Below are 21,337 nucleotides of genomic sequence, written 5' to 3'. Positions count from 1 at the left end.
GTGTTAATGTACAACGAAATGAATGTATTAGAACTAAGTGAACAGGAAATCATTCGACGTAATAGTATGAATGAACTTCGCGCGATGGGCATCGACCCCTATCCCGCTGCAGAGTATGTAACCAATGCTTTCTCTACAGATATAAAAGCGGAATTTAAAGATGACGCAGAACCTCGCAAGGTATCCGTAGCCGGACGTATGATGACGCGCCGGGTGATGGGTAAAGCTTCGTTCGTTGAATTGCAGGACTCCAAAGGTCGCATTCAGGTGTATATCACTCGCGACGATATCTGTCCGGGAGAAGACAAGGAACTCTACAATACTGTATTTAAACGCCTGCTCGACTTAGGCGACTTCATTGGAATCGAAGGTTTTGTTTTCCGTACTCAGATGGGCGAAATCAGTATCCACGCCCAGAAGTTGACCGTATTGGCAAAATCCATCAAACCACTGCCTATCGTAAAATACAAAGACGGTGTAGCTTATGACTCTTTTGAAGATCCTGAACTGCGTTATCGCCAACGTTACGTCGACCTTATTGTAAATGACGGCGTAAAAGATACATTCTTAAAACGTGCCACTGTCATTAAGACCATGCGTGCCGTACTGGATGAAGCCGGCTATACCGAAGTGGAAACTCCCATTCTGCAATCTATAGCAGGTGGAGCAAGCGCCCGCCCGTTCATTACCCACCACAACTCACTGAATATCGACCTGTATCTGCGTATCGCTACCGAGCTTTACCTGAAGCGTCTGATTGTAGGTGGTTTTGAGGGTGTTTATGAAATCGGCAAGAACTTCCGTAACGAAGGTATGGACAAGAACCATAATCCGGAGTTCACCTGTATGGAACTTTACGTACAATATAAGGATTACAATTGGATGATGAGCTTTACCGAAAAATTGCTGGAACGTATCTGCATTGCTGTAAATGGCAGCGAAGAGACTACCATCGACGGTAAGACTATCAGTTTCAAGGCACCATACCGCCGCTTGCCTATCCTGGATGCTATCAAGGAGAAAACCGGTTACGACCTCAATGGCAAGAGTGAGGAAGAAATCCGCCAGATCTGTAAAGAGCTGAAGATGGAGATTGATGACACCATGGGCAAGGGTAAGCTGATAGATGAAATATTCGGTGAATTCTGTGAAGGAACCTTCATCCAACCGACATTCATCACTGACTATCCTGTTGAAATGAGTCCGTTGACCAAGATGCACCGCAGCAAACCGGGTCTGACTGAACGTTTTGAGTTGATGGTGAATGGTAAAGAACTTGCCAATGCGTACAGTGAGTTGAATGATCCCATCGATCAGGAAGAGCGTTTCAAAGATCAGTTACGCCTGAGCGAAAAGGGTGACGATGAAGCAATGTTCATCGACCAGGACTTCTTGCGTGCTCTGCAGTTCGGTATGCCTCCTACATCTGGTATCGGTATCGGCATCGACCGTCTTACTATGCTAATGACAGGTAAGTCATACATTCAGGAAGTGCTATTCTTCCCGCAAATGCGTCCCGAAAAGGTTATCCCGAAAGATGCTCCGGCCAAATATATGGAACTGGGTATTGCCGAAGACTGGGTACCCGTTATCCAGAAAGCCGGCTACAACACAATAGAAGACATGAAAGGTGTAAATCCGCAAAAGTTACATCAAGACATTTGCGGTATCAACAAAAAATACAAATTGGAACTGACCAACCCGTCTGTAAACGACGTAGAAGGCTGGATCGAAAAAATTAAGAATTAAAGAATTAAAAATTAAATAAGAAGATTAAAGATCGAACGAGGGAAAGGAGTTTACTTTCCTTTCCCTCTTTTAATTTTTAATTATTAATTATTAATTTCGATATGAAACTACCCGGAAAGATAGCCATAATGGGCGGAGGAAGCTGGGCTACAGCCATTGCAAAAATGGTACTTGCTCAGGCTGAGTCGATTAACTGGTATATGCGACGAGATGATCGTATAGCTGATTTTAAACGACTGGGCCATAACCCTGCCTACCTGACGGGCGTCAAATTTGACATGAAACGTATCAATTTCTCCTCGAACATCAACGATGTGGTGAAAGAGTCTGATACGCTGATATTTGTCACTCCTTCCCCTTATCTCAAAGCCCACTTAAAGAAACTGAAAACGCGGATACGGGATAAATTCATCATCACTGCTATTAAAGGAATCGTACCCGATGACAATCTGATCGTATCGGAGTACTTCACAAAAGAATATGGCGTTCCACCTGAAAATATTGCTGTATTGGCAGGTCCCTGCCATGCGGAAGAAGTAGCCCTGGAACGTCTCTCTTATCTCACCATTGCCTGCCCGGACACAGACAAAGCATGCACCATCGCCCGCCGTCTGGCCAGTTCATTCATTAAAACATCTGTCAGCAATGACGTAGCCGGTATAGAATACAGCTCTGTACTGAAAAACGTGTACGCCATTGCCGCAGGTATTTGCAGTGGTCTGAAATATGGTGATAACTTCCAGGCAGTATTGATATCCAATGCCGTACAGGAAATGAATCGTTTCCTGCAAACTGTACATCCGTTGAACAGAAACGTGAATGATTCTGTTTATTTAGGTGACTTGCTGGTGACAGGGTATTCTAATTTCAGCCGTAACCGTACGTTTGGTACAATGATCGGTAAGGGATACTCTGTGAAAAGTGCGCAGATAGAAATGGAGATGATTGCTGAAGGATACTACGGAACAAAGTGTATCAAGGAAATCAACAAACATCACCATGTCAACATGCCGATACTGGATGCTGTCTATAACATCTTGTACGAACGCATTTCACCCATGATAGAAATCAAGTTGCTGACTGACTCGCTCAGATAGAAGTATAATAAACAACATACAATAAACATCTTTTAAATCAAAAGCAACTCAGTTCCCCCTTTTCCATGGGAAAGGGATGAGAGGAGAGGCTTTTAAAACCTAGAATATTATGATTAGTTTGAACATCGAAAAGACTTTTGGATTTATCTCCAAAGCATCTGTTGCTGCTTACGAAGCTCAGGTAAAGGCTGCGCAGGAAGCATTGGAAAACGGTACCGGAAAAGGAAATGACTTCCTGGGCTGGTTGCACCTCCCTTCATCTATCAGTCAAGAGCATCTGGCCGACCTGAAAGCTACTGCACAGGTTATGCGCGACAATTGCGATGTAGTAATCGTTGCCGGTATCGGCGGAAGCTACCTCGGCGCACGTGCAGTTATCGAGGCTTTATCAAACAGTTTCACCTGGTTACAGGAAAAGAAAACTGCGCCTGTCATGATCTATGCAGGACACAATATCAGCGAAGATTATTTGTATGAACTGACCGAATTCCTGAAAGACAAGAAATTCGGTGTCATCAATATCTCCAAATCAGGAACTACTACCGAAACTGCTCTTGCTTTCCGCCTGCTGAAAAAGCAATGCGAAAACCAACGCGGTAAGGATATGGCTAAGAAAGTAATCGTTGCCATCACGGATGCAAAGAAAGGCGCTGCCCGCATTACAGCCGATAAAGAAGGTTACAAATCATTCATTATCCCCGATAACGTAGGAGGACGTTTCTCCGTACTGACTCCGGTAGGTTTATTGCCGATTGCAATAGCTGGCTTCGACATCGAAAAATTAGTTGCCGGTGCTGCGGATATGGAAAAGGCTTGCGGAGTAAATGTTCCGTTTGCAGAGAACTTGGCTGCACAATATGCCGCTACTCGTAACGAGTTGTACAAGAATGGCAAGAAGATTGAAATTCTTGTGAACTTCTGCCCGAAACTGCACTATGTAAGCGAATGGTGGAAACAACTTTACGGAGAATCGGAAGGTAAGGAAAATAAAGGTATTTTCCCGGCTGCTGTAGACTTCTCTACTGACCTGCACTCCATGGGACAATGGATTCAGGAAGGCGAACGCACTATCTTTGAAACTGTAATCTCTGTAGAGAAAGTAGACCACAAACTGGAAGTGCCTTCTGATGAAGCAAACCTGGACGGCCTGAACTTCCTGGCAGGTAAGCGTGTGGACGAAGTAAACAAGATGGCCGAACTGGGTACTCAATTGGCTCACGTAGACGGTGGTGTGCCTAATATGCGTATCATTATCGAAAAACTGGACGAATATAACATCGGTCAGTTGCTTTATTTCTTTGAAATCGGTTGTGGTATCAGCGGTTATCTGCTGGGCGTTAATCCATTTAACCAACCAGGTGTAGAAGCATACAAGAAGAATATGTTTGCTCTGCTGAATAAGCCGGGATACGAAGAAGAGTCAAAAGCTATCCAGGCAAGACTCTAAAGAGGAGTAAGTTAAACACAGATAGACGAGGTGTGAATGATTAAACTCATTCACACCTCGTTTTTTTATTGTATCTTTGCAGCTATAAAACAATAGGTATTATGTTTCAAGAAGCTATCGCCCGTTATCTTCAATCCAGCGGGCACTCACAAATTCAATTGAAATCTGTCCTTTTTGATATGGACGGTGTATTGTTCAACTCTATGCCTTACCATGCCGATGCCTGGCACAAGGTTATGGAACGCCATGACCTCCATCTGAGCCGTGAAGAAGCTTATCTGCATGAGGGGAGAACCGGAGCTGCTACCATAAATATCGTTTATCAGCGGCAATACGGTAAAGATGCCACCCCTGAAATGATAAAGAGTATATATGCAGAAAAGAGTGCTGAGTTCAATAGTAATCCTGAACCGGAACGTATGCCCGGCGCATGGGAAGTACTGCAAAAAATAAAAGCAGACGGACTGGTCCCTATGGTAGTTACCGGCTCCGGGCAACATTCATTGTTAGACCGGCTGTCACACAACTTCCCCGGTATGTTTCACCGAGAATTGATGGTAACCGCCTTTGATGTAAAATATGGTAAGCCCCATCCGGAACCCTATCTGATGGCTCTGCAGAAAGGGGGAGTAAAACCCAATGAAGCTATCGTGGTGGAAAATGCACCTATGGGCGTACAAGCTGGTGTAGCCGCAGGTATATTCACTATAGCCGTCAACACAGGTCCTATCAATGGACAAGTATTATTAGATGCGGGAGCAAATGTACTATTCCCGTCCATGCAGGCATTTTGTGATAATTGGGAGAAATTACATGAAGCATTCGGACAAATAAACCGGACACTTTGATATTTTTGGAAAAGAAGAAAATCATTTCAGTAGCTCCGCTATTTTTTTCTTCAAGTTTAATTTTATGATTTCCTCCGGCTTTAATTCCAACTCTATCAGAACCTTAGCAGTCGGCACTTTGTAAGCTTCGTCTTTTTTATCACAATTTATCTGTTCCTTACTAATAGAATATAACAGAGCAAAATCATAATCCAAAGCCTTTGATACGTTATAGAGAGTATCTGTATCAATGCTTTTTCGTGTCAACATATAATCAACACTTTGAGGCTTAACTTGCAGTCTTCTTGCAAGTTCCGCCTTTGTCACTTGCTTTTCAGCCATGACATTTTTTATAATTTCACCTATGTATATATTGGGCTTTTCCATTTTAATGAAGGTACGATTTATAATTTAGACCTAAAGAATGAAAAATAAAATTTTATCTGTTCATACACTTCATTTTATTCATAATTTATTTGTTTAATCAGATATATTTTGATACTTTTGTCACAAAATCATATAAACAATTAACAGCTATGACGTTATTAATCCTTATACTTATAGCCATTCCTATCTGTATTTTGATAATTTTATTATGGATATACAACGACTATCGCAAATATAAAAAGCAGCAAAGCTTCCTACTTTTGCTTTTTTGGACTTTACCAGCCACTATGCAAGCCCAATATGTAGACAAAAACTGTTGCATAAGCTTCAAATGGCATGAAAACCAACAAGGAAAACTGGAATGTATAAACGGAAATCTCACCTATGAGTTCATTCCTAATGAAAGTTTTTGGAAAATAATTATCCGGAATAATTCATCTGATGCTGCGCAAGTCAATTGGGAAAATGCGCAATTCATCATCAACGGACGCGCCTCAGGGCTATTGCTTTACCCGGAATCAGAATCTTCCCCTTCAAAAGAAATAATAAACGGTAATAGTGAAATTAGTGAAACCTGTACAGCAAGCATCTTGATGGAAGGTACAAAAAACAAAAAGATATATAACCCAAAAGATATCCGAAAAGGTAATAAGATAGCAGTCAGTATTATTCTTCCCATAGCTATCGCCAACAAACCCCAATTCTTCACAACCTTCGATTTCGTAGTTAAGCAAGCTTACTAACCATGAAACTTCAAGACATAAAAAAATATCTCAACGAAACACGGAACTGGTACATCGTACTAACATCACCTTGGAAAGAAAAAAAAATAAGGGAAGACTTGGATAACAAAGGCATCATAAGCCACCTCCCTACCACTTATGTACAATATAAGTGGAAAGAAAAGATAAGAAAAATACAGATTCCGACTGTCAATAGGTGCATATTCATTTATGCCACTGATTCGGAAATAAAGACACTGAGAGTAAGATACTCAATACTACCATTGGAAATGATAAAAATAGAAGATTAACATACTATATAAGAAAGAGGGGATACTTTAAATAGTATCCCCTCTTTCTTATATAGTGACCCGGGTGGGACTCAAACCCACGACCTTCAGAACCGGAATCTGACGCTCTATTCACTAAGCTACCAGGCCTCAAATGCGGGGACAAAAGTATAAAAAATCCGGGCATATTCCTAATGATTTATCTTTTTTTACTGCAAAGACTTCAAAATAAGAATGTTATTTTGAGAGCAACAGGTAGTTAATAAGGAACAATTTGACAACAAATTCGTTCAAAACCGATGCAAATATAAATATTATACCTATATTTGCCGAACAAAAACATAGTATACACTTATGAGTTATCTAATAAAACCAGAAGGGTACAAACCCTTATTGGACTTAAAACAAACAGAATTAGGAATCAAACAGATTAAAGAGTTCTTTCAGTTGAACCTTTCATCGGAATTACGTTTGCGTCGCGTCACCGCCCCGCTTTTTGTATTAAAAGGAATGGGTATCAATGATGACTTGAACGGAGTGGAACGTGCCGTATCATTCCCTATCAAAGATCTGGGAGACGCACAAGCTGAAGTTGTACATTCACTTGCCAAATGGAAACGACTGACATTGGCAGATTATAATATTGAACCCGGATATGGCATCTATACGGATATGAATGCCATACGCTCAGATGAAGAACTGGGAAACTTACATTCACTCTATGTAGACCAATGGGACTGGGAACGTGTTATTACTGCTGAAAACCGGAATGTGGATTTCCTAAAAGAAATAGTAACCCGCATTTATGCCGCCATGATCCGCACAGAATATATGGTGTATGAGATGTATCCGGAAATCAAGCCTTGCCTGCCTCAAAAGCTGCACTTCATTCACGCTGAAGAATTGCGCCAACTCTATCCGGACCTGGAACCCAAATGTCGCGAACATGCTATTACCAAAAAGTATGGTGCAGTATTCATTATCGGTATCGGTTGTAAGTTAAGTGACGGAGAGAAGCACGACGGACGTGCCCCGGACTACGATGACTATACTTCAGAAGGTCTGAATGGCCTCCCCGGACTGAATGGTGACCTTTTGCTATGGGATGATGTACTCCAACGCAGTATTGAGCTCTCATCCATGGGTATCCGTGTAGACAAGGAAGCTTTACAACGCCAGTTAAAACAGGAAGGAGAAGAGAAACGCCTGGAACTTTACTTCCACAAGCGTTTGATGAGTGATACATTACCTCTGTCTATAGGTGGCGGTATAGGGCAATCACGCCTTTGTATGTTCTATCTCCGCAAAGCACATATCGGTGAAATTCAAGCCAGTATCTGGCCAGAAGATATGCGTCAGGAATGTAAAGAGCATAATATATATCTGATTTAACATTTTCTCAATAACAGGAAGAGGCAGAGATTTTTTGATTTCTGCCTCTTTGTTTATCACCCACTCTAAGAAATAAAGCCAATGTCCTGCCATCGGAACCGGATAAAAATAGTATCTTAGCGTCCGAAACTTTTAACATACAAAATTATGAATGTTCAAATAGAAGAAAGTTGGAAAGCACGTTTGGAACCGGAATTCGAAAAAGACTATTTCCGCACACTAACTAATTTTGTACGGGAAGAATATAGCCAGTATCCGATATATCCTCCGGGAAAGTTGATATTCAATGCTTTCAATCTTTGCCCATTCGACAAAGTGAAAGTAGTCATTATCGGTCAGGATCCTTACCATGGTCCCGGACAGGCTCACGGGTTATGTTTTTCCGTCAATGACGGGGTTCGTTTTCCCCCTTCGCTGATTAATATATTCAAAGAAATTAAAGATGATATCGGCACCGATGCGCCCAACACAGGTAATCTGACCCGCTGGGCCGAGCAGGGAGTTCTGCTTCTGAATGCTACACTGACCGTTCGTGCCCATCAGGCAGGTTCTCACCAAAACCGCGGTTGGGAAACATTCACCGATGCAGCTATACGTGTTCTTGCCGAACAACGGGAACACCTTGTTTTTATTCTCTGGGGATCATATGCGCAACGTAAAGGTGCATTTATTGATCGTAGCAAGCACCTGGTACTGACATCCGCACACCCCTCCCCTCTATCAGCTTACAATGGTTTCTTTGGAAACAAGCATTTCAGCAGAGCAAACGCTTACTTAAAGGAACATGGTGAACAGGAAATTGCATGGTAAGAAAGGATCTTAAATTCTCTTAGTACCACTTGATATTCGTCTGAGTCTGACTCTTTTTGTCATATTTCAAGTCTTGTAGAATGCTCGCATTTGCGCGAATCACAAAACTATAATACTTCCATGTGCCAAAAGGAGAAAGGCTTGCAGACATACTGAAACAGTGCAGGTCACGCGTTATATTGAAAGAGGTTTGCACAATCTTCTTAACATTAAAGTCATAACCGGAGTTGAAGCTGACAGCCCATTTATTTGAGATTTTTATATTACCATTGATATTGAGGGCATTCAGGCTAAATTTATATGGATAACGCATACTCTCTCTATTGATAGGCTTTGTGTTATCTTCCGTAATATTAAAACCTGTACTCAGATTTATGGACCAAGGCATCTTAAACTCCTGATAGCCGTCGCTATCTACAGCAGCTTTTTCTTTCTTTCGCTTTGTAGGAGCACCTGACTCAGAATCATCAGCTTCATCACCTTCACTATCCGTATCAGTCTGCCCATTTCCCTTGCCATCATCATCCGCTTTTTCTCCGGTAAAGAATGCTTTCCATTTCTTCCACGTGTCATTATTAAGCGTGTAACTGAAAGAAGTTCCGTATCCCTGAAAACGCCCGAAACGCCCATAAGACCATTCCGTACGATTACTTGTTATTACATTACCATTCTTATCAAAATCGTAAGCATAAGTAGCAAAGACTGAACTCATACTGAAGGTATAGCTCTTACTTAATTTCAAACGTAGATTTAGGGTAAGATTACTCCATGGACGTACTTGAGCAGCCGTATTATATGAAATGCTGGCACCCAACTCATCAATCAAACTCACCTTACGTATAGAGTCGTTTTTATCCCTGTATTTCATTTCCAGGTTATTGGAAATCTGAAATGAAATATTTCCCGACCTACCTTGTCCCGGCACACCAAACATTTGATCAGCATACGGAGAGTAAACAACGGTATCCTGTGTTCCGTCAGCATTGGGCTTAAGATAAGTATCATAGTAGCCATAACGGGAAGAGCCAAAGTCCGGCGATGCACTGATGCTGATAGAAGGAGTGATGACATGGCGAATCTGTATCTCTTTCTTCTTCATAAACAAAGGCTTATACATGCCATAAATCTTTGTATTGACACCCAGGCTCGCACTATAATTATATACTCGGTGGAAGCCGTAGACAGTATCAGTATTCACAACCTGCCCACTGGTACCTGAATTCGGATCCCAATCCTTCATCACCTTACGGGTGTACCAACGCTCCGTATAGCTAACAGACGGGGTTACATTAAAGTATTTGAATAACGTAAATGTTGCACTGACAGGTATCTCATGTTTCATGCCATTCTTCCAGTCCTTGATCAGATTAGACTTGAACAGAAGATTATCTTTTGTAGTAATACTGTTAGAAAGACGTCCGCTATAACGAACAGAGATTTTCTCATACCACTTCTCATTTCCTACTGCATTCTTCCGTTTAAAAGGGAAAATGGTGCTCAGGGTAATGTTTAGGTCCGGCAAAGTCACAGCAATAGATGAGTCTTTCATATTCTGTGCAATGTTACCGGTAGCTGCAATAGAAAGTTTCTGATCGGGGAAGTTACGCGAATAGCTGACACTGGATGTTTTAGTATTTTGTGTCATAGCCTGCGAGTTATACATATTACCGATATTGGTGCGCTCGTAACTACTGGAAGAGAAGTTCACACTGGCCGAGAATGAAGAGTTAGGATTAGCCTTCGGGTCCTGGCGGTGTGACCATACAACTTTAAAGTCTTTTGCCACCATATAGTCTTCCAAGCCCTTGTCACCCGTCTTAGTCACCTGATAACTGGCCTGAAACAAACCTGAGAATTTATAGCGGACATTGTAATTAGTTTCTGCATTCAGCGCCCATGAACCTTTCGTGAAAATATCACCTCTTAATTTTAAGTCCATCTTATCACTAATGGCAAAGTAGTAACCACCATCCGTCAGACCAAAGCCACGAGCGGAGTCGTCCATATAGCTCGGCATTATGAAACCGGACGAATAGCTGCTGGAGAAAGGAAAAAAGAAAAAGGGAACAGCAAGAGGCAACGGGACATCTTCAATTACCAGATATGCAGGTCCCGTCACAACATTTTTCTTGGGACGCACCTTGGCATAAGTCATCTGCATATAAAAGTGCGGATGATCATGGTTGTCGCAAGTGGTATAACGACCACTTTTCATGTACAACTCATCATTCATACCCTTCTTAGCATTATTACCGGTAACATATCCCTCACCCTGCTGGCTGACTACATTACTAATAAGTCCTTTCTTACTTTTAAAATTATACCGTATCGTATTCGTTTCATAAGGAGTATCGCCATCTTTGAAGACAGGTCTTCCCTTTATCACCTTTAACGAATCTTCCACACCATGAGCAAAGACCGTACTACTATCCATATTCATGGTTATCACTTCAGCGGCCAGTTCTATATTTTGGTAATTCACTTTGCCGTCGCCATACAAGTTGGCCACACCATCTTGTGTAAACACAATGGAGTCATTAGCTTCATAAATAACCGGAGCATCCAGCGGTTGCTTCTTCTTGGCAGGCTGCAACTGAATCGTATCGTTTTGCAGTGTATCTCCTCTCAACAGGGTATCTCCCTCTTGCACACCTCCTATATTAAAGGTATCAGTCCGTTCGATTCCTGTAGGAACAGTCCTTCCACGCCGACGTTGCGAAAAAGCCTCGTCAGGGATCAGGAGTAAGACTAGTAGTAGTATGAATGATATGAATGTATTTGCTTTCAATGGCGTAATCAACTAATAGTTTCCGCTTGAAGGGGCAAAAGTACGTAAATTATACGGATAATCTCCCTTTTTAAAGAAATTTAGAATGCTACAAGAACTGTTCGCACCAATGGTCAAAACGTTCCAAGCCTACATTACCGAAATTAGAGATACTTTTCCGAGCCTTCTCTACCGTTTTTTCCCGTTCCAAATGAGTTTTGGAATAAAACTTATCGGCAAAGCAAATTACTTGCTCTTCCATACTCACCGGAAGCATATCCCGATGAGGTACAGGCAAGTTTTGTGCAATAATATCGTCTAGAGAGAGTCCTGCGCCTGTATGTCTTTCACATACCAACGCATGACGGGGATACCCTTCCCGGCGCATCAAATCAGCTCCCAGATAACCGTGACAGATATAAGGCTGATCACCAAAACAGAAGATACCCGGAGCATTAGTCAGAAAAATACCAATATCATGAAGCATACCCGCTTCATATAAAAAGTCTTTATCCAAGTTAAGTTCTGGATGGCCGTCTGCAATGCGGAGAGCCTTCTCGGCTACCAGACGGCTATGCACCAATAAGATATGCTTCCGCTCATTATCTTCCGGATAATATGCATCAATCAATTCTATCGGATTCATTTTTCACTGAATTTATAAATCAATACCTTATCGCGTAAATCACAGCTGCGATAAGGAGTAAGATAGATTTCCTCCAACTGATATTTATCTGAATACTCTTTCAGAAAGTCCTCTTTGGTTCGTTCGGAAAGCATCACATATCCCGTTCCGGAAAGACCGGGAGTAAAATTCCTCATCCGATCATTCAGATAGTAATTAGTGCAATAAAAACGAATCAGCCGTGTAGTGTACGAATACATGACCCCGTCCTGCACATAAGTATTTACTTCTTCTGCCAGACGCTTGTCTGATTTCGTAGACAGTACCGTAGGTTGATAAACACCGTCTAAGGAAACAAACAGGCACAAGATACAACCGGCTATACCATATAATAATGAACGAGAATCCGCCTTTTTTGCCAATGCAATCAACATACAGACACCTGCAATTGGCGGCAAAGCCACAAGCAACCATTTAGAGAATGACAAATCCACATTCTCCAATGCATTCATGAATCCTACGTTTTCCATGGCATGCTTTCCCGTTCCCCAAACACTATCAGGAATCAGTCCGAGACGCACCACAGCAAACGTTATCGTGAGCAACAAAGCCAGCGAAGCAAAGATATAAGCCGAAATTTTAAAGACTTTCGCTCCCCGCTGTACCAAAGCCAGCAGATACTCGGCTATCAACACCGCCATAAAGGGATAGATAGGAAGCAGATAAACACTTCTTTTACTCTTAGGAATACAATAGAACACAAAAATAAAGAGTATAACTACCCATGTGAATAATTGCAGAGGCGATTGTGAACGGAATTTATTCCAGGCTTTCTTTATACGTTCACCGAAAGATGAACCTTCAGGCAATAAGCTTATATTTTTCCATTTCAAACCAAAGAGAGAAATCAACAGTACTAAAGTCCAAGGTATCCATCCCCAAATAATGGTCAGGAAATTATACCATAGCGGATTTTCATGCGAATCATAAGACATCTTACCCATGAAACGGCCTGTATTTTCTTCCAGCATTAAATCTATAAAAGATTGGCCTCCCTGTACATAAGCCGCACTAATCCAAGCAGCATATGGAATCAGGGAAAGTATTCCTATCACAAATAACCGGAAAAATGTTTTCCAGAAAGGACGTCTGCGTAATAATTGGTAGAGACCGATACTGACACAAGGGAAAATGGAACCTACCGGCCCCTTGGTCAACGTGGCGCAGCCCATCAATAAAATAGCCAGCCATGGAATTCCGCGACATTCTTTCTCATCCCAGCGGAACAACAGACATAATGAAATAACAATAAATGATACCTGCACCATATCGACACGGCAAGCTACCGCTGCCCGATGCACTTCGAAAGAAGAGAGGAGAAGAATGGAAGCAAGAAAAGCCGTCTTCACACCTTTGCGCTTTGCTATAAAAGAAAAAAACACCAACTGCATAGCCAGAAATGCAAGAGCAGACGGCAGGCGGGACGAATATTCCGTCACTCCACCCAGAAGCGACGACACAGTGGCAATTGACCAATAAAAGAAAGGAGGTTTATAAGCTATATCAGTTCCATAATTTACCGGAAGTATCCAATTTCCACTCTCCAGCATAGAAAATGCAACGATAGCCTCGCGTGGTTCTCCTTTGGAATAAAAAATAGTTTCTCCTAGAAAAGGGAGTATCACAAGCACACTGAGCAGTGCTATAAACCAGAATGCTTTCTTCCTATCATCTGACATATATTTCTGTTTTTAATGATTTCTGTGCGCAAAAGTACAAATTATTCTGCAACAATCCCTAACTTTGCCATCTCAATTCTATGAACATGAAGAGACTGAAACAACTACCTGCATTTGTCCGTTTCATTATGGTAGGCATCTTTGCTACCACCCTGCACTATGGAATATATATTATACTCCAGCAGGTCATCAATGTCAACATAGCCTACAGCATAGGTTACGTACTCAGTTTCATCGCCAATTTTTACCTTACAGCCTTTTTCACTTTCAGAAAAAAGCCGTCCTGGAAAAAGGCTTTTGGGTTTGGCGGAGCACATCTGATCAATTACCTTCTACATATGAGTTTGCTGAATCTATTCCTCTGGTTTGGAATATCCAAACCATTTGCACCCATACCGGTATTCGCCATCGGCATTCCGGTAAACTTCTTGCTGGTTAGATTCGTTTTCAAATACAAAGGAAGATAATTTGTTTTTCTCCCGATTTCTTACGAATATTGCAAAAAGAACTATTGATTATGAAAGAAGCTCCAGTACTTGCTATCGTAGTACCTTGTTATAAGGAAGAATCTGTTTTACACGAAACACATAAACGGCTCAGCCAATTGCTCGATCGGTTGATAACTGAAGAACGCATATCTTCCAAAAGTTATATACTATATGTAAACGATGGTAGTACAGACCATACCTGGAAAATCATCAAGGAATTTTATAAAAATACGTCGTATGCCTGCGGGCTGAATCTGGCTGGAAATGTGGGCCATCAAAACGCACTTATGGCCGGACTGAATACTGTAAAGGAACGTTGCGACGCAGCTATTTCCATTGATGCCGACTTGCAGGATGACGTCAATGTCATCCCTGAGATGATAGAACGCTATATGGAAGGCAATGATATTGTTTATGGTGTTCGACGTGAACGCAAGACTGACACTTTTTTCAAACGCACCACCGCCCTCGCCTTCTATCGACTGATGAAAACGATGGGGGCAAAATCAGTTTATAATCATGCAGATTATCGGTTAATGAGTAGCCGTGCCATCCAGCAACTCTGTCGCTTCCGCGAACGTAACCTTTATCTGCGTGGATTAGTGCCTCTCATTGGTTATCAAACCGCCTGCGTTTATTATAATCGCGACAAACGTTTCGCCGGAGAGTCGAAATATCCTTTTAAGAAGATGTTGAATTTTGCTATTGACGGAATCACGTCTTTTTCAGTCAAGCCTGTACGCATGATATTCTGGTTGGGCTGCATTTTCCTTCTGATAGCTCTCTGCGTCACTATCTGGACCCTACGTGCATACTTTCTTCACAATACAGTACCCGGCTGGTCATCCCTGATGATTTCTCTTTGGTTAGTAGGTGGTACTATACTCGTATCCCTGGGAATTGTGGGTGAGTACATCGGAAAGATCTACATTGAAGTAAAAGATCGTCCACGCTACAACGAGGAGGAATTATTATTACGTTAAAAGAGAAAAGGGTCATTTATCTCTGTACTTCAATGGAGAAACTCCTGTATGCCTGCGGAAGAAACGGCAAAAAGTAGCCAGATTATCAAAACCTAATGATATACCTATCTCTTTTATGCTAGTACTGGTAGATTTCAGTTGCGTTTTTGCATCTATAATAATAAGGTAGTCTATCACATCCAAAGCAGTCATATTGGTACAACTCTTAATATTACGGCACAAATTCTCCTTCGAAGTCCCTAATTCTTTTGCATAGAATGATATTCCTCGTTCTGTCCTATAATGTATCGCAACCAATTTAAGAAATTGCCGGCTCATTCTAACATTTTTTGGGGATTTAGCCCATCTTTCTTCCAAATTATCCTGATAATACATTGCAATACTCGTATGAATGCAAGTGCCCAACATACTTCTCAACACTTCTTTATTATTATAGATTTCCGGAACTTCGCGTATCATTTTCCATAACGATATGGAACGTAGCATATAAAGTTCCAAATTCTCAGATATATGCTTAACAGGCTCCTCAAAGATAATAAACAAATAATCAAATGCTTTTTTAAAAAACTCCACCTCATGCATGATCTTCGGAGAAAAGCCAGCATATGAAAAGCGAAGATCTGGTGAAACGTTATGAATCTGTAGAAAAGAGTTATCCAGCAAAGTGATGTAATCATTCTCACGAACAATATATCTTCCATAATTTAATGTAACTTCTATACTTCCTTTCATACATACCACAAAGATAGTTCCCTTTACATGATAAGGATTCTCCAAATAATCCTGCAAATCATCTGCCGAAACATTTTCCTTAGCTACAATATCTTCCGATATTTCAAAAAGAAGTCTACTTTCTTCCATTACAATTTTTTCTAGTAAATTTCTACAAAAATACATTTAATCCGGGCAAATGCACATTCTATCCATTCTTTCAACAAGCTCTTTAGAGTTAAAGTTTGTCAACATATCAACAATTGAACATTTTCGCAAATATCCGTACTCCTTTTTCACTCATCTTTTTTGGTTTTGGTCGAATTAAGAAAGAACTTTGTAGCATTAATCAAGTTATTGAATATTAAGATTTATACTATCTTAATACAAGTAAAGAAAAGGGAACGTCATTTGATCAGTAACATCAATCTTATATATTCCTACTTTTCTTTAAAAAGGAGCAAACACAAAGATTTTCTGCCCTGCGATATCTAATAAAAAGCACTTAAGATATCGCAACAGCACAACGCATCAACATAGAGAGCGAGGTTAAAATTGCACTACAACCTCAAGATTGCTTGATAAGGACAACCCCCTACCGATTAAAGGTATATTATCTGAAACGGTAGGGGGATATCCAAGGCAATCCCCCCTTGAGAATGCTAAACGTTTTTAAGGCACAGATTGTTTCTTTCTTTTCTTCCATAGTTGCCAACTATTAATCAAATTTTGCCACATATTATATATCGAATAGTATATTAGTCTGATTGTCAAAGAAGAAGTCCACCTATTACTAACAGTGGGTAACAAAATAGTAACAAAAAAAACGAAGAAATTCGCTTAGTGGTGAACTTCATGTGCAAAGGTAACAAAAGGCAATTACCTGCCAAAAAAGAAACAAGGCTTTTGCCTTACAATAGCTTTTTCAAGTCCTCAATGTCCGGCAGAGCGTTACGAAGTCGTTCCGGCATATCTTTAGATGCACGGTAAGTAGCAACACCCATCGGCTTGTTATAATCACGAACGGCAAATTCCACAAAAGTTTGATTCATTTCCCTGCAAAGGATTATTCCGATAGAGGGATTTTCGTGTGGCTTTCTGATATATGTATCTAAGGCAGATAGATAAGTATTCAACTGCCCCAAATAAGATGTACGGAATTTTCCGGACTTCAACTCGACTGCGACTAAGGAATTAAGTTCCCGATTGAAAAACAACAAATCAATGAACATTTCCTCTCCAGCCACTTCTACACGATATTGATTGCCTATAAAGCTGAAATCTTGCCCAAAGGTCATGATGAACTTCTTCACATTGGTAACAATCGCCTTTTCTACTATCTTTTCATCTAAATCCTCCTGCTCATTCAGTTCCTCCACATTGATGAAATCAAGCAAGTATTCATCTTTAAATGAACAAACAGCTTTTAGAGCTTGCTTAGTATCAGGCAATGTTTGTGCGAAATTGTTAGGCAAAGTTCCCCGATGGCTGTAGAGGTCTGCTTTTAAATAATCCCTTAAAGTGTATTTACTCCAATAGCGAGTAGCGCACTCATGTATATAAAATAGCCTTGCTTCCAAAGTCTTAGCTTTGGATATTATTTCGGTATGATGACTAAAACCGATTGAAAGGAAATCAGCCCAATTGAATTCATCAGCCACTGGCTGATGAATTTCTACAAGAAGCAATTTTTCATTCAACGCCAAATCATCAGCCAACGGCTGATGATTTAAAACCTTATCCCACTCCTCATAAAAAATACGCATATTTCTTATGCTTGTTGCTGAAAATCCCCTTAGTCCCGGCAATTCTTTTTGCAACAAAGAAGATACTTGTTCAATTGCACCTTTCCCCCAAAAGCCTGTACGGGAATTTTCTGACACGTAACGTCCGATGCCGTAATAAAGAGATAGCTGTTCCTTGTTCACCGATGCGGCTGCACGGTACTGGCTGCGTAAGATAGCTTCTTTTATGGTCTTTACTGCTTCTCTATAATTCTGATTTATATCCATTTGCATTTTTATTGAGCGCAAAAGTACAAAAATAATGCTACTGAAAAGGAACCAAATCTTTTTTTCTTTTCATCAGCACCTATATTTTGCTGTGAATATAAATAAGTTTAGTACGTTTTGAATATATAAGCAAAAGGTACAAACTAAACCTTGATAAACACAAACCAATTCTCTCAATCACCCAGTATACCATTAAAAAAATAATCTAATTCTTTATCTATTTCATCATTTTGATATATAACATTTGTAAACGTCTTCGGAATAGCAGCAAAGCCTATATATGCTCCCCACAGCATGAAAGCATATTCCTTATACCGATATTTTCTATTTAACATAAACCGTTCTATTTGCTCAAATCCTTGTGCTTTTATAAAGAAAGACATAATGGATTGAAAGATGGGCAAATGCGAAGGAATAGAGAATGTATCTAGCTCTTGCTTCTTGTATCTCCAGTATTGTCCCAATGAAACCAACAATTCTTGTCCAGTAACTGTCTTAGAATATTCTGTATCTTTAAATATCTTAGCCGTTGCAAGAATAAGATTCAATATATCTATTTCGGAAATCGAACGGATACCTCCAAAAGATTGCTCCAAAATATATTGCAAGACTATATCAAAATAAGCAGACTCTACGACAGCTTCATTACCAAAAACCAACAGTACTTTTCTATCAAGTATCTTGATCCTTGAAAAGTCCACAGAATGAGACTGACCTGATTTATTTACTTTCTTTATCAAATCATTTACTCCATCACTTAGTCGAACAAACAATGCCCCTAAAGCCGAATCATATTCTGTTGAGCCATAATGATAGCTATCTATACGCTCCTCTATATTCTTTATTTCTTGTTTTAACGTTTTATATTCACTATTATTCTCCTCAAAATCATCAAGCATCTTTTTTAACTCTACTTTTCTTTTATATTCAGGAGTATCTTTCTTAAAATATTCTCGTTTTTTACCTTTTTTTTCCCCTTTCTCAATCTCCTTTCGCCTTATCTGATCCAATTCATTCTTTATGCAACTAAAGTTAAACATATCTTCTAAACGATTCAACGTATGAGCACATTTTTCACGTTTTTGTTTAAGTTCCTCTAATTCTTTCTCATATGCAGGCGTTTTTTGCCTGTTCAGTTCTTGGCTTCGCATAGATGCCAACTTTATAATCTCTTTAAATACTTGACCAAGTATATCAAAAAGATTAGTTGCCTCTATATCCAATTTACTATATTCCAATTTGCACTGAAATATTTTTTGCAAAATTGACATATCATGCACAGCATCTTCCCCTAACATCAATTCAGTATGAAGTCCTGCAAAAGAATTCTTTAGTTCAGTTATATGAGATAATAGTTCTTGCTGCCCATTATCCATAGATGTGAGTTGCCCCCGTACATAGCCAACAACTGCTCCTTTTAGAAAATTATATTTTTTATCAAAAGCTAGGTATTGTTGCTTTTCAAAAAGAAAAGTATCACTGGATTTTTCATTGATTTTTACTTTCGCCTTATTGTCAAAGTAAAAATTATTCATATATTTCTCTACACATTTAACTTCTAGCAAAATTTTAGACTCAGCAATAAATGCGATTTGCTTCTCTCTACTAAAGAACCGAAAACGTACAGAGTCTTTTCTATAGTAGATTGTTTTTGGATAAGTAAACACCGTTTTCTTTCTTCCACTTTTAACGAGCAAAGCAACATCTAGCAACTCATCAGAAATCTCAACGGCATATTCTCCCACAGGTTCTACTGTAGAGAGAATCAGATGGTTTATTTTCTCACTACCCGCTTTATAAAATCGGCTAAGGTTATTTCCAAAACCACGTTCTTGATAAAATGAATAGGGAGATATGCTTTCTGTCACAAAAGACTCCATCAAATTCCAAGAGTCTATTAACAACCAATATTTCATACTATATATTTAAAGAATTAATCAATATTCCAATATGCATCAGGGTCACCTTCAAAAGCATCATCTATAACATCATCACTAAGACCAGCCTCATCTTGAGCATACGTTCCTGCATATTTTCCATAATGACTTCCATAGTCATCATTCCAATCATCATTATCAGCAGCGATCGAGATCTTTTTTAGATTATTTTCTACAGTCTTTTTCTCTTGTTTAATTACCTGTTCTATTACAAAATTAGAATTAACCCTATCTAAATAAGATGTTTTCCTTTTTGAGTAAGATATATATAATGCACGAGAAGAACGAGTACATGCTACATAGAACGCATTCCTATCAGGCAATTCCGCATTGTTAGCAAAAGGAATAAACACATTATCAAATTCAGTTCCTTTAGCGGCATAGTATGTCAAGATACAAGGTAAATCATTATTTGAGAAATCCAATGTGTTTATTGTCCGAAATGGGATGACTTTTCCAGTACGATAATGTACTTGTGTCTGAATACCTGCTTTAACGAAGAAATTATTCACTTCTTTTACGTCTTCCTCTTTAGGGACTAAGATTGCGACATCATCTAAATCTTCTAATTGAATTCTATTCAAAATACCATTTAACTCATCCTCTCTAGAATCATATTTCAAAATAATAGGCTTAGGATAGTTAGGATAATCACTATTACCCCCATCTTTCATATTATCTGTTAGCAGGTCAATCGAGGGAGACAAAATATCTTGAGCCACTTTTGCGATAGACTTAGGAAGTCGATAATTAAAACGCAAGAAAAAACGTTTATATCTTAATGCACTTGTTATCGTATCCATAGTTGCACCACGATTAGAATAGATTTTTTGAGCAGAATCACCAAAAAGAGTAATACTCTTATTTACATTTGGAAGAAAGCGATTATTATAATCATTAACATCAAAATCTTGTGCTTCATCAACTATTACATAATCAATTTTACTTTCAGCTTTCTTAAAAAGAGTTCCACTAGGAATAAGCTCAAATTGTTCATTATTGACATCAAAGGTTTCATCCATAGGAACCTCAATAAACCAACTAATACGCCTTCCAAATGCATGATAAAACCTATAATCTACATAATCAGCAAAATCTATACTAGCCAGCAGCGAAGTTGAATATCGCTCTTTTGATTGAATATAAGGTAGATTTGTTGCCTTAAATTTTCTAACTTTTACGTCCTGCACCAAATACAAATTAGATGCATTGTTTTTCTTCCAATAAACAAAACCATCGAAATCAAAACCTCGATGGCTCCAAGCCCAATCATACGCTATTCTTTCTTTATCCAAACCAAGTGGAAAATCCAGTGTAAGCTGCCCCCTAAAACCAAGCGATTCTACCCCCTTAA

18 protein-coding genes and 1 tRNA gene are annotated in these 21,337 nt (G+C 39.7%); 10 read left to right on the top strand and 9 right to left on the bottom strand.

Annotated features, from left to right (window positions below; genetic code table 11):
• Positions 1-18: 18 nt before the first annotated feature.
• The 4 genes from lysS (at position 19) to DW182_RS16310 (ending at position 5,141) form a co-directional block, all read left to right on the top strand.
• Positions 19-1,749, top strand: coding sequence for a lysine--tRNA ligase (lysS, locus tag DW182_RS16325; RefSeq protein WP_044154611.1), 1,731 nt, complete (start codon positions 19-21; stop codon positions 1,747-1,749).
• A 101-nt stretch (positions 1,750-1,850) separates the two neighbouring features.
• Positions 1,851-2,846: an NAD(P)H-dependent glycerol-3-phosphate dehydrogenase gene (locus DW182_RS16320; protein ID WP_007659963.1), complete on the top strand. Its 996-nt coding sequence runs from the start codon at positions 1,851-1,853 to the stop codon at positions 2,844-2,846.
• Positions 2,847-2,955: 109 nt separating this feature from the next.
• Positions 2,956-4,293 carry a glucose-6-phosphate isomerase gene (locus DW182_RS16315; protein ID WP_007659964.1) on the top strand — a complete coding sequence of 446 codons (1,338 nt, stop codon included), beginning with the start codon at positions 2,956-2,958 and terminating at the stop codon, positions 4,291-4,293.
• A gap of 101 nt (positions 4,294-4,394) precedes the next feature.
• Positions 4,395-5,141, top strand: coding sequence for an HAD family hydrolase (locus DW182_RS16310; protein WP_007659965.1), 747 nt, complete (start codon positions 4,395-4,397; stop codon positions 5,139-5,141).
• Between the two features lie 21 nt (positions 5,142-5,162).
• On the opposite strand, the gene DW182_RS16305 is transcribed toward DW182_RS16310, so the two are convergent.
• Positions 5,163-5,507, bottom strand: coding sequence for a helix-turn-helix domain-containing protein (locus DW182_RS16305; RefSeq protein ID WP_007659966.1), 345 nt, complete (start codon positions 5,505-5,507; stop codon positions 5,163-5,165).
• 149 nt (positions 5,508-5,656) lie between these two features.
• Here DW182_RS16305 and DW182_RS16300 point away from each other — a divergent pair, with 149 nt between their 5' ends.
• Both DW182_RS16300 and DW182_RS16295 read left to right on the top strand, forming a co-directional pair.
• Positions 5,657-6,250: a hypothetical protein gene (locus DW182_RS16300; protein ID WP_007659968.1), complete on the top strand. Its 594-nt coding sequence runs from the start codon at positions 5,657-5,659 to the stop codon at positions 6,248-6,250.
• Positions 6,251-6,252: 2 nt separating this feature from the next.
• On the top strand, positions 6,253-6,540 hold the full coding sequence (locus tag DW182_RS16295; protein WP_118296195.1) for a transcription termination/antitermination NusG family protein: 288 nt from the start codon (positions 6,253-6,255) through the stop codon (positions 6,538-6,540).
• A 56-nt stretch (positions 6,541-6,596) separates the two neighbouring features.
• Here DW182_RS16295 and DW182_RS16290 read toward each other — a convergent pair.
• Positions 6,597-6,669, bottom strand: a tRNA-Arg gene (locus tag DW182_RS16290).
• 204 nt (positions 6,670-6,873) lie between these two features.
• Between DW182_RS16290 and asnA the strand changes: the two genes are divergently transcribed.
• A complete protein-coding gene (gene asnA, locus DW182_RS16285; protein ID WP_007659981.1) occupies positions 6,874-7,911 on the top strand; it encodes an aspartate--ammonia ligase in 1,038 nt (345 codons plus the stop codon).
• A 147-nt stretch (positions 7,912-8,058) separates the two neighbouring features.
• A complete protein-coding gene (gene ung, locus DW182_RS16280) occupies positions 8,059-8,721 on the top strand; it encodes a uracil-DNA glycosylase (RefSeq protein WP_007659983.1) in 663 nt (220 codons plus the stop codon).
• Positions 8,722-8,740: 19 nt separating this feature from the next.
• Here ung and DW182_RS16275 read toward each other — a convergent pair whose 3' ends face one another.
• From DW182_RS16275 to DW182_RS16265, 3 genes are all read right to left on the bottom strand, one after another.
• Positions 8,741-11,518 carry a putative LPS assembly protein LptD gene (locus DW182_RS16275; protein ID WP_118296245.1) on the bottom strand — a complete coding sequence of 926 codons (2,778 nt, stop codon included), beginning with the start codon at positions 11,516-11,518 and terminating at the stop codon, positions 8,741-8,743.
• A gap of 79 nt (positions 11,519-11,597) precedes the next feature.
• Positions 11,598-12,134 (bottom strand): HD domain-containing protein, encoded by a 537-nt coding sequence (locus DW182_RS16270; protein ID WP_007659986.1) that lies wholly within the window; start codon positions 12,132-12,134, stop codon positions 11,598-11,600.
• Positions 12,131-13,852, bottom strand: coding sequence for a glycosyltransferase family 39 protein (locus tag DW182_RS16265; RefSeq protein WP_007659987.1), 1,722 nt, complete (start codon positions 13,850-13,852; stop codon positions 12,131-12,133). The genes DW182_RS16270 and DW182_RS16265 overlap by 4 nt, the downstream gene beginning before the upstream one ends.
• Before the next feature lie 86 nt (positions 13,853-13,938).
• Between DW182_RS16265 and DW182_RS16260 the strand changes: the two genes are divergently transcribed.
• Together DW182_RS16260 and DW182_RS16255 are read left to right on the top strand one after the other, a co-directional pair.
• On the top strand, positions 13,939-14,319 hold the full coding sequence (locus tag DW182_RS16260) for a GtrA family protein (protein ID WP_044154613.1): 381 nt from the start codon (positions 13,939-13,941) through the stop codon (positions 14,317-14,319).
• Between the two features lie 50 nt (positions 14,320-14,369).
• On the top strand, positions 14,370-15,323 hold the full coding sequence (locus DW182_RS16255; RefSeq protein WP_007659989.1) for a glycosyltransferase family 2 protein: 954 nt from the start codon (positions 14,370-14,372) through the stop codon (positions 15,321-15,323).
• 12 nt (positions 15,324-15,335) lie between these two features.
• Here DW182_RS16255 and DW182_RS16250 read toward each other — a convergent pair whose 3' ends face one another.
• The 4 genes from DW182_RS16250 to DW182_RS16235 all read right to left on the bottom strand — a co-directional run.
• Positions 15,336-16,184: an AraC family transcriptional regulator gene (locus tag DW182_RS16250; RefSeq protein WP_021967658.1), complete on the bottom strand. Its 849-nt coding sequence runs from the start codon at positions 16,182-16,184 to the stop codon at positions 15,336-15,338.
• 761 nt (positions 16,185-16,945) lie between these two features.
• Complete coding sequence (locus DW182_RS16245) at positions 16,946-18,046, bottom strand: YhcG family protein (RefSeq protein WP_118296194.1); 1,101 nt, start codon at positions 18,044-18,046, stop codon at positions 16,946-16,948.
• A gap of 173 nt (positions 18,047-18,219) precedes the next feature.
• Positions 18,220-19,962, bottom strand: coding sequence for a lantibiotic ABC transporter (locus DW182_RS16240; RefSeq protein ID WP_147400133.1), 1,743 nt, complete (start codon positions 19,960-19,962; stop codon positions 18,220-18,222).
• A gap of 17 nt (positions 19,963-19,979) precedes the next feature.
• A partial coding sequence (locus DW182_RS16235; protein ID WP_118296192.1) for a 3'-5' exonuclease occupies positions 19,980-21,337 on the bottom strand: 1,358 nt, incomplete at its 5' end.

It is taken from the genome of Bacteroides sp. AM16-24, from assembly GCF_003471885.1.
Lineage (GTDB): Bacteria > Bacteroidota > Bacteroidia > Bacteroidales > Bacteroidaceae > Bacteroides.
This window is presented reverse-complemented; position numbering and strand designations above follow the sequence as displayed.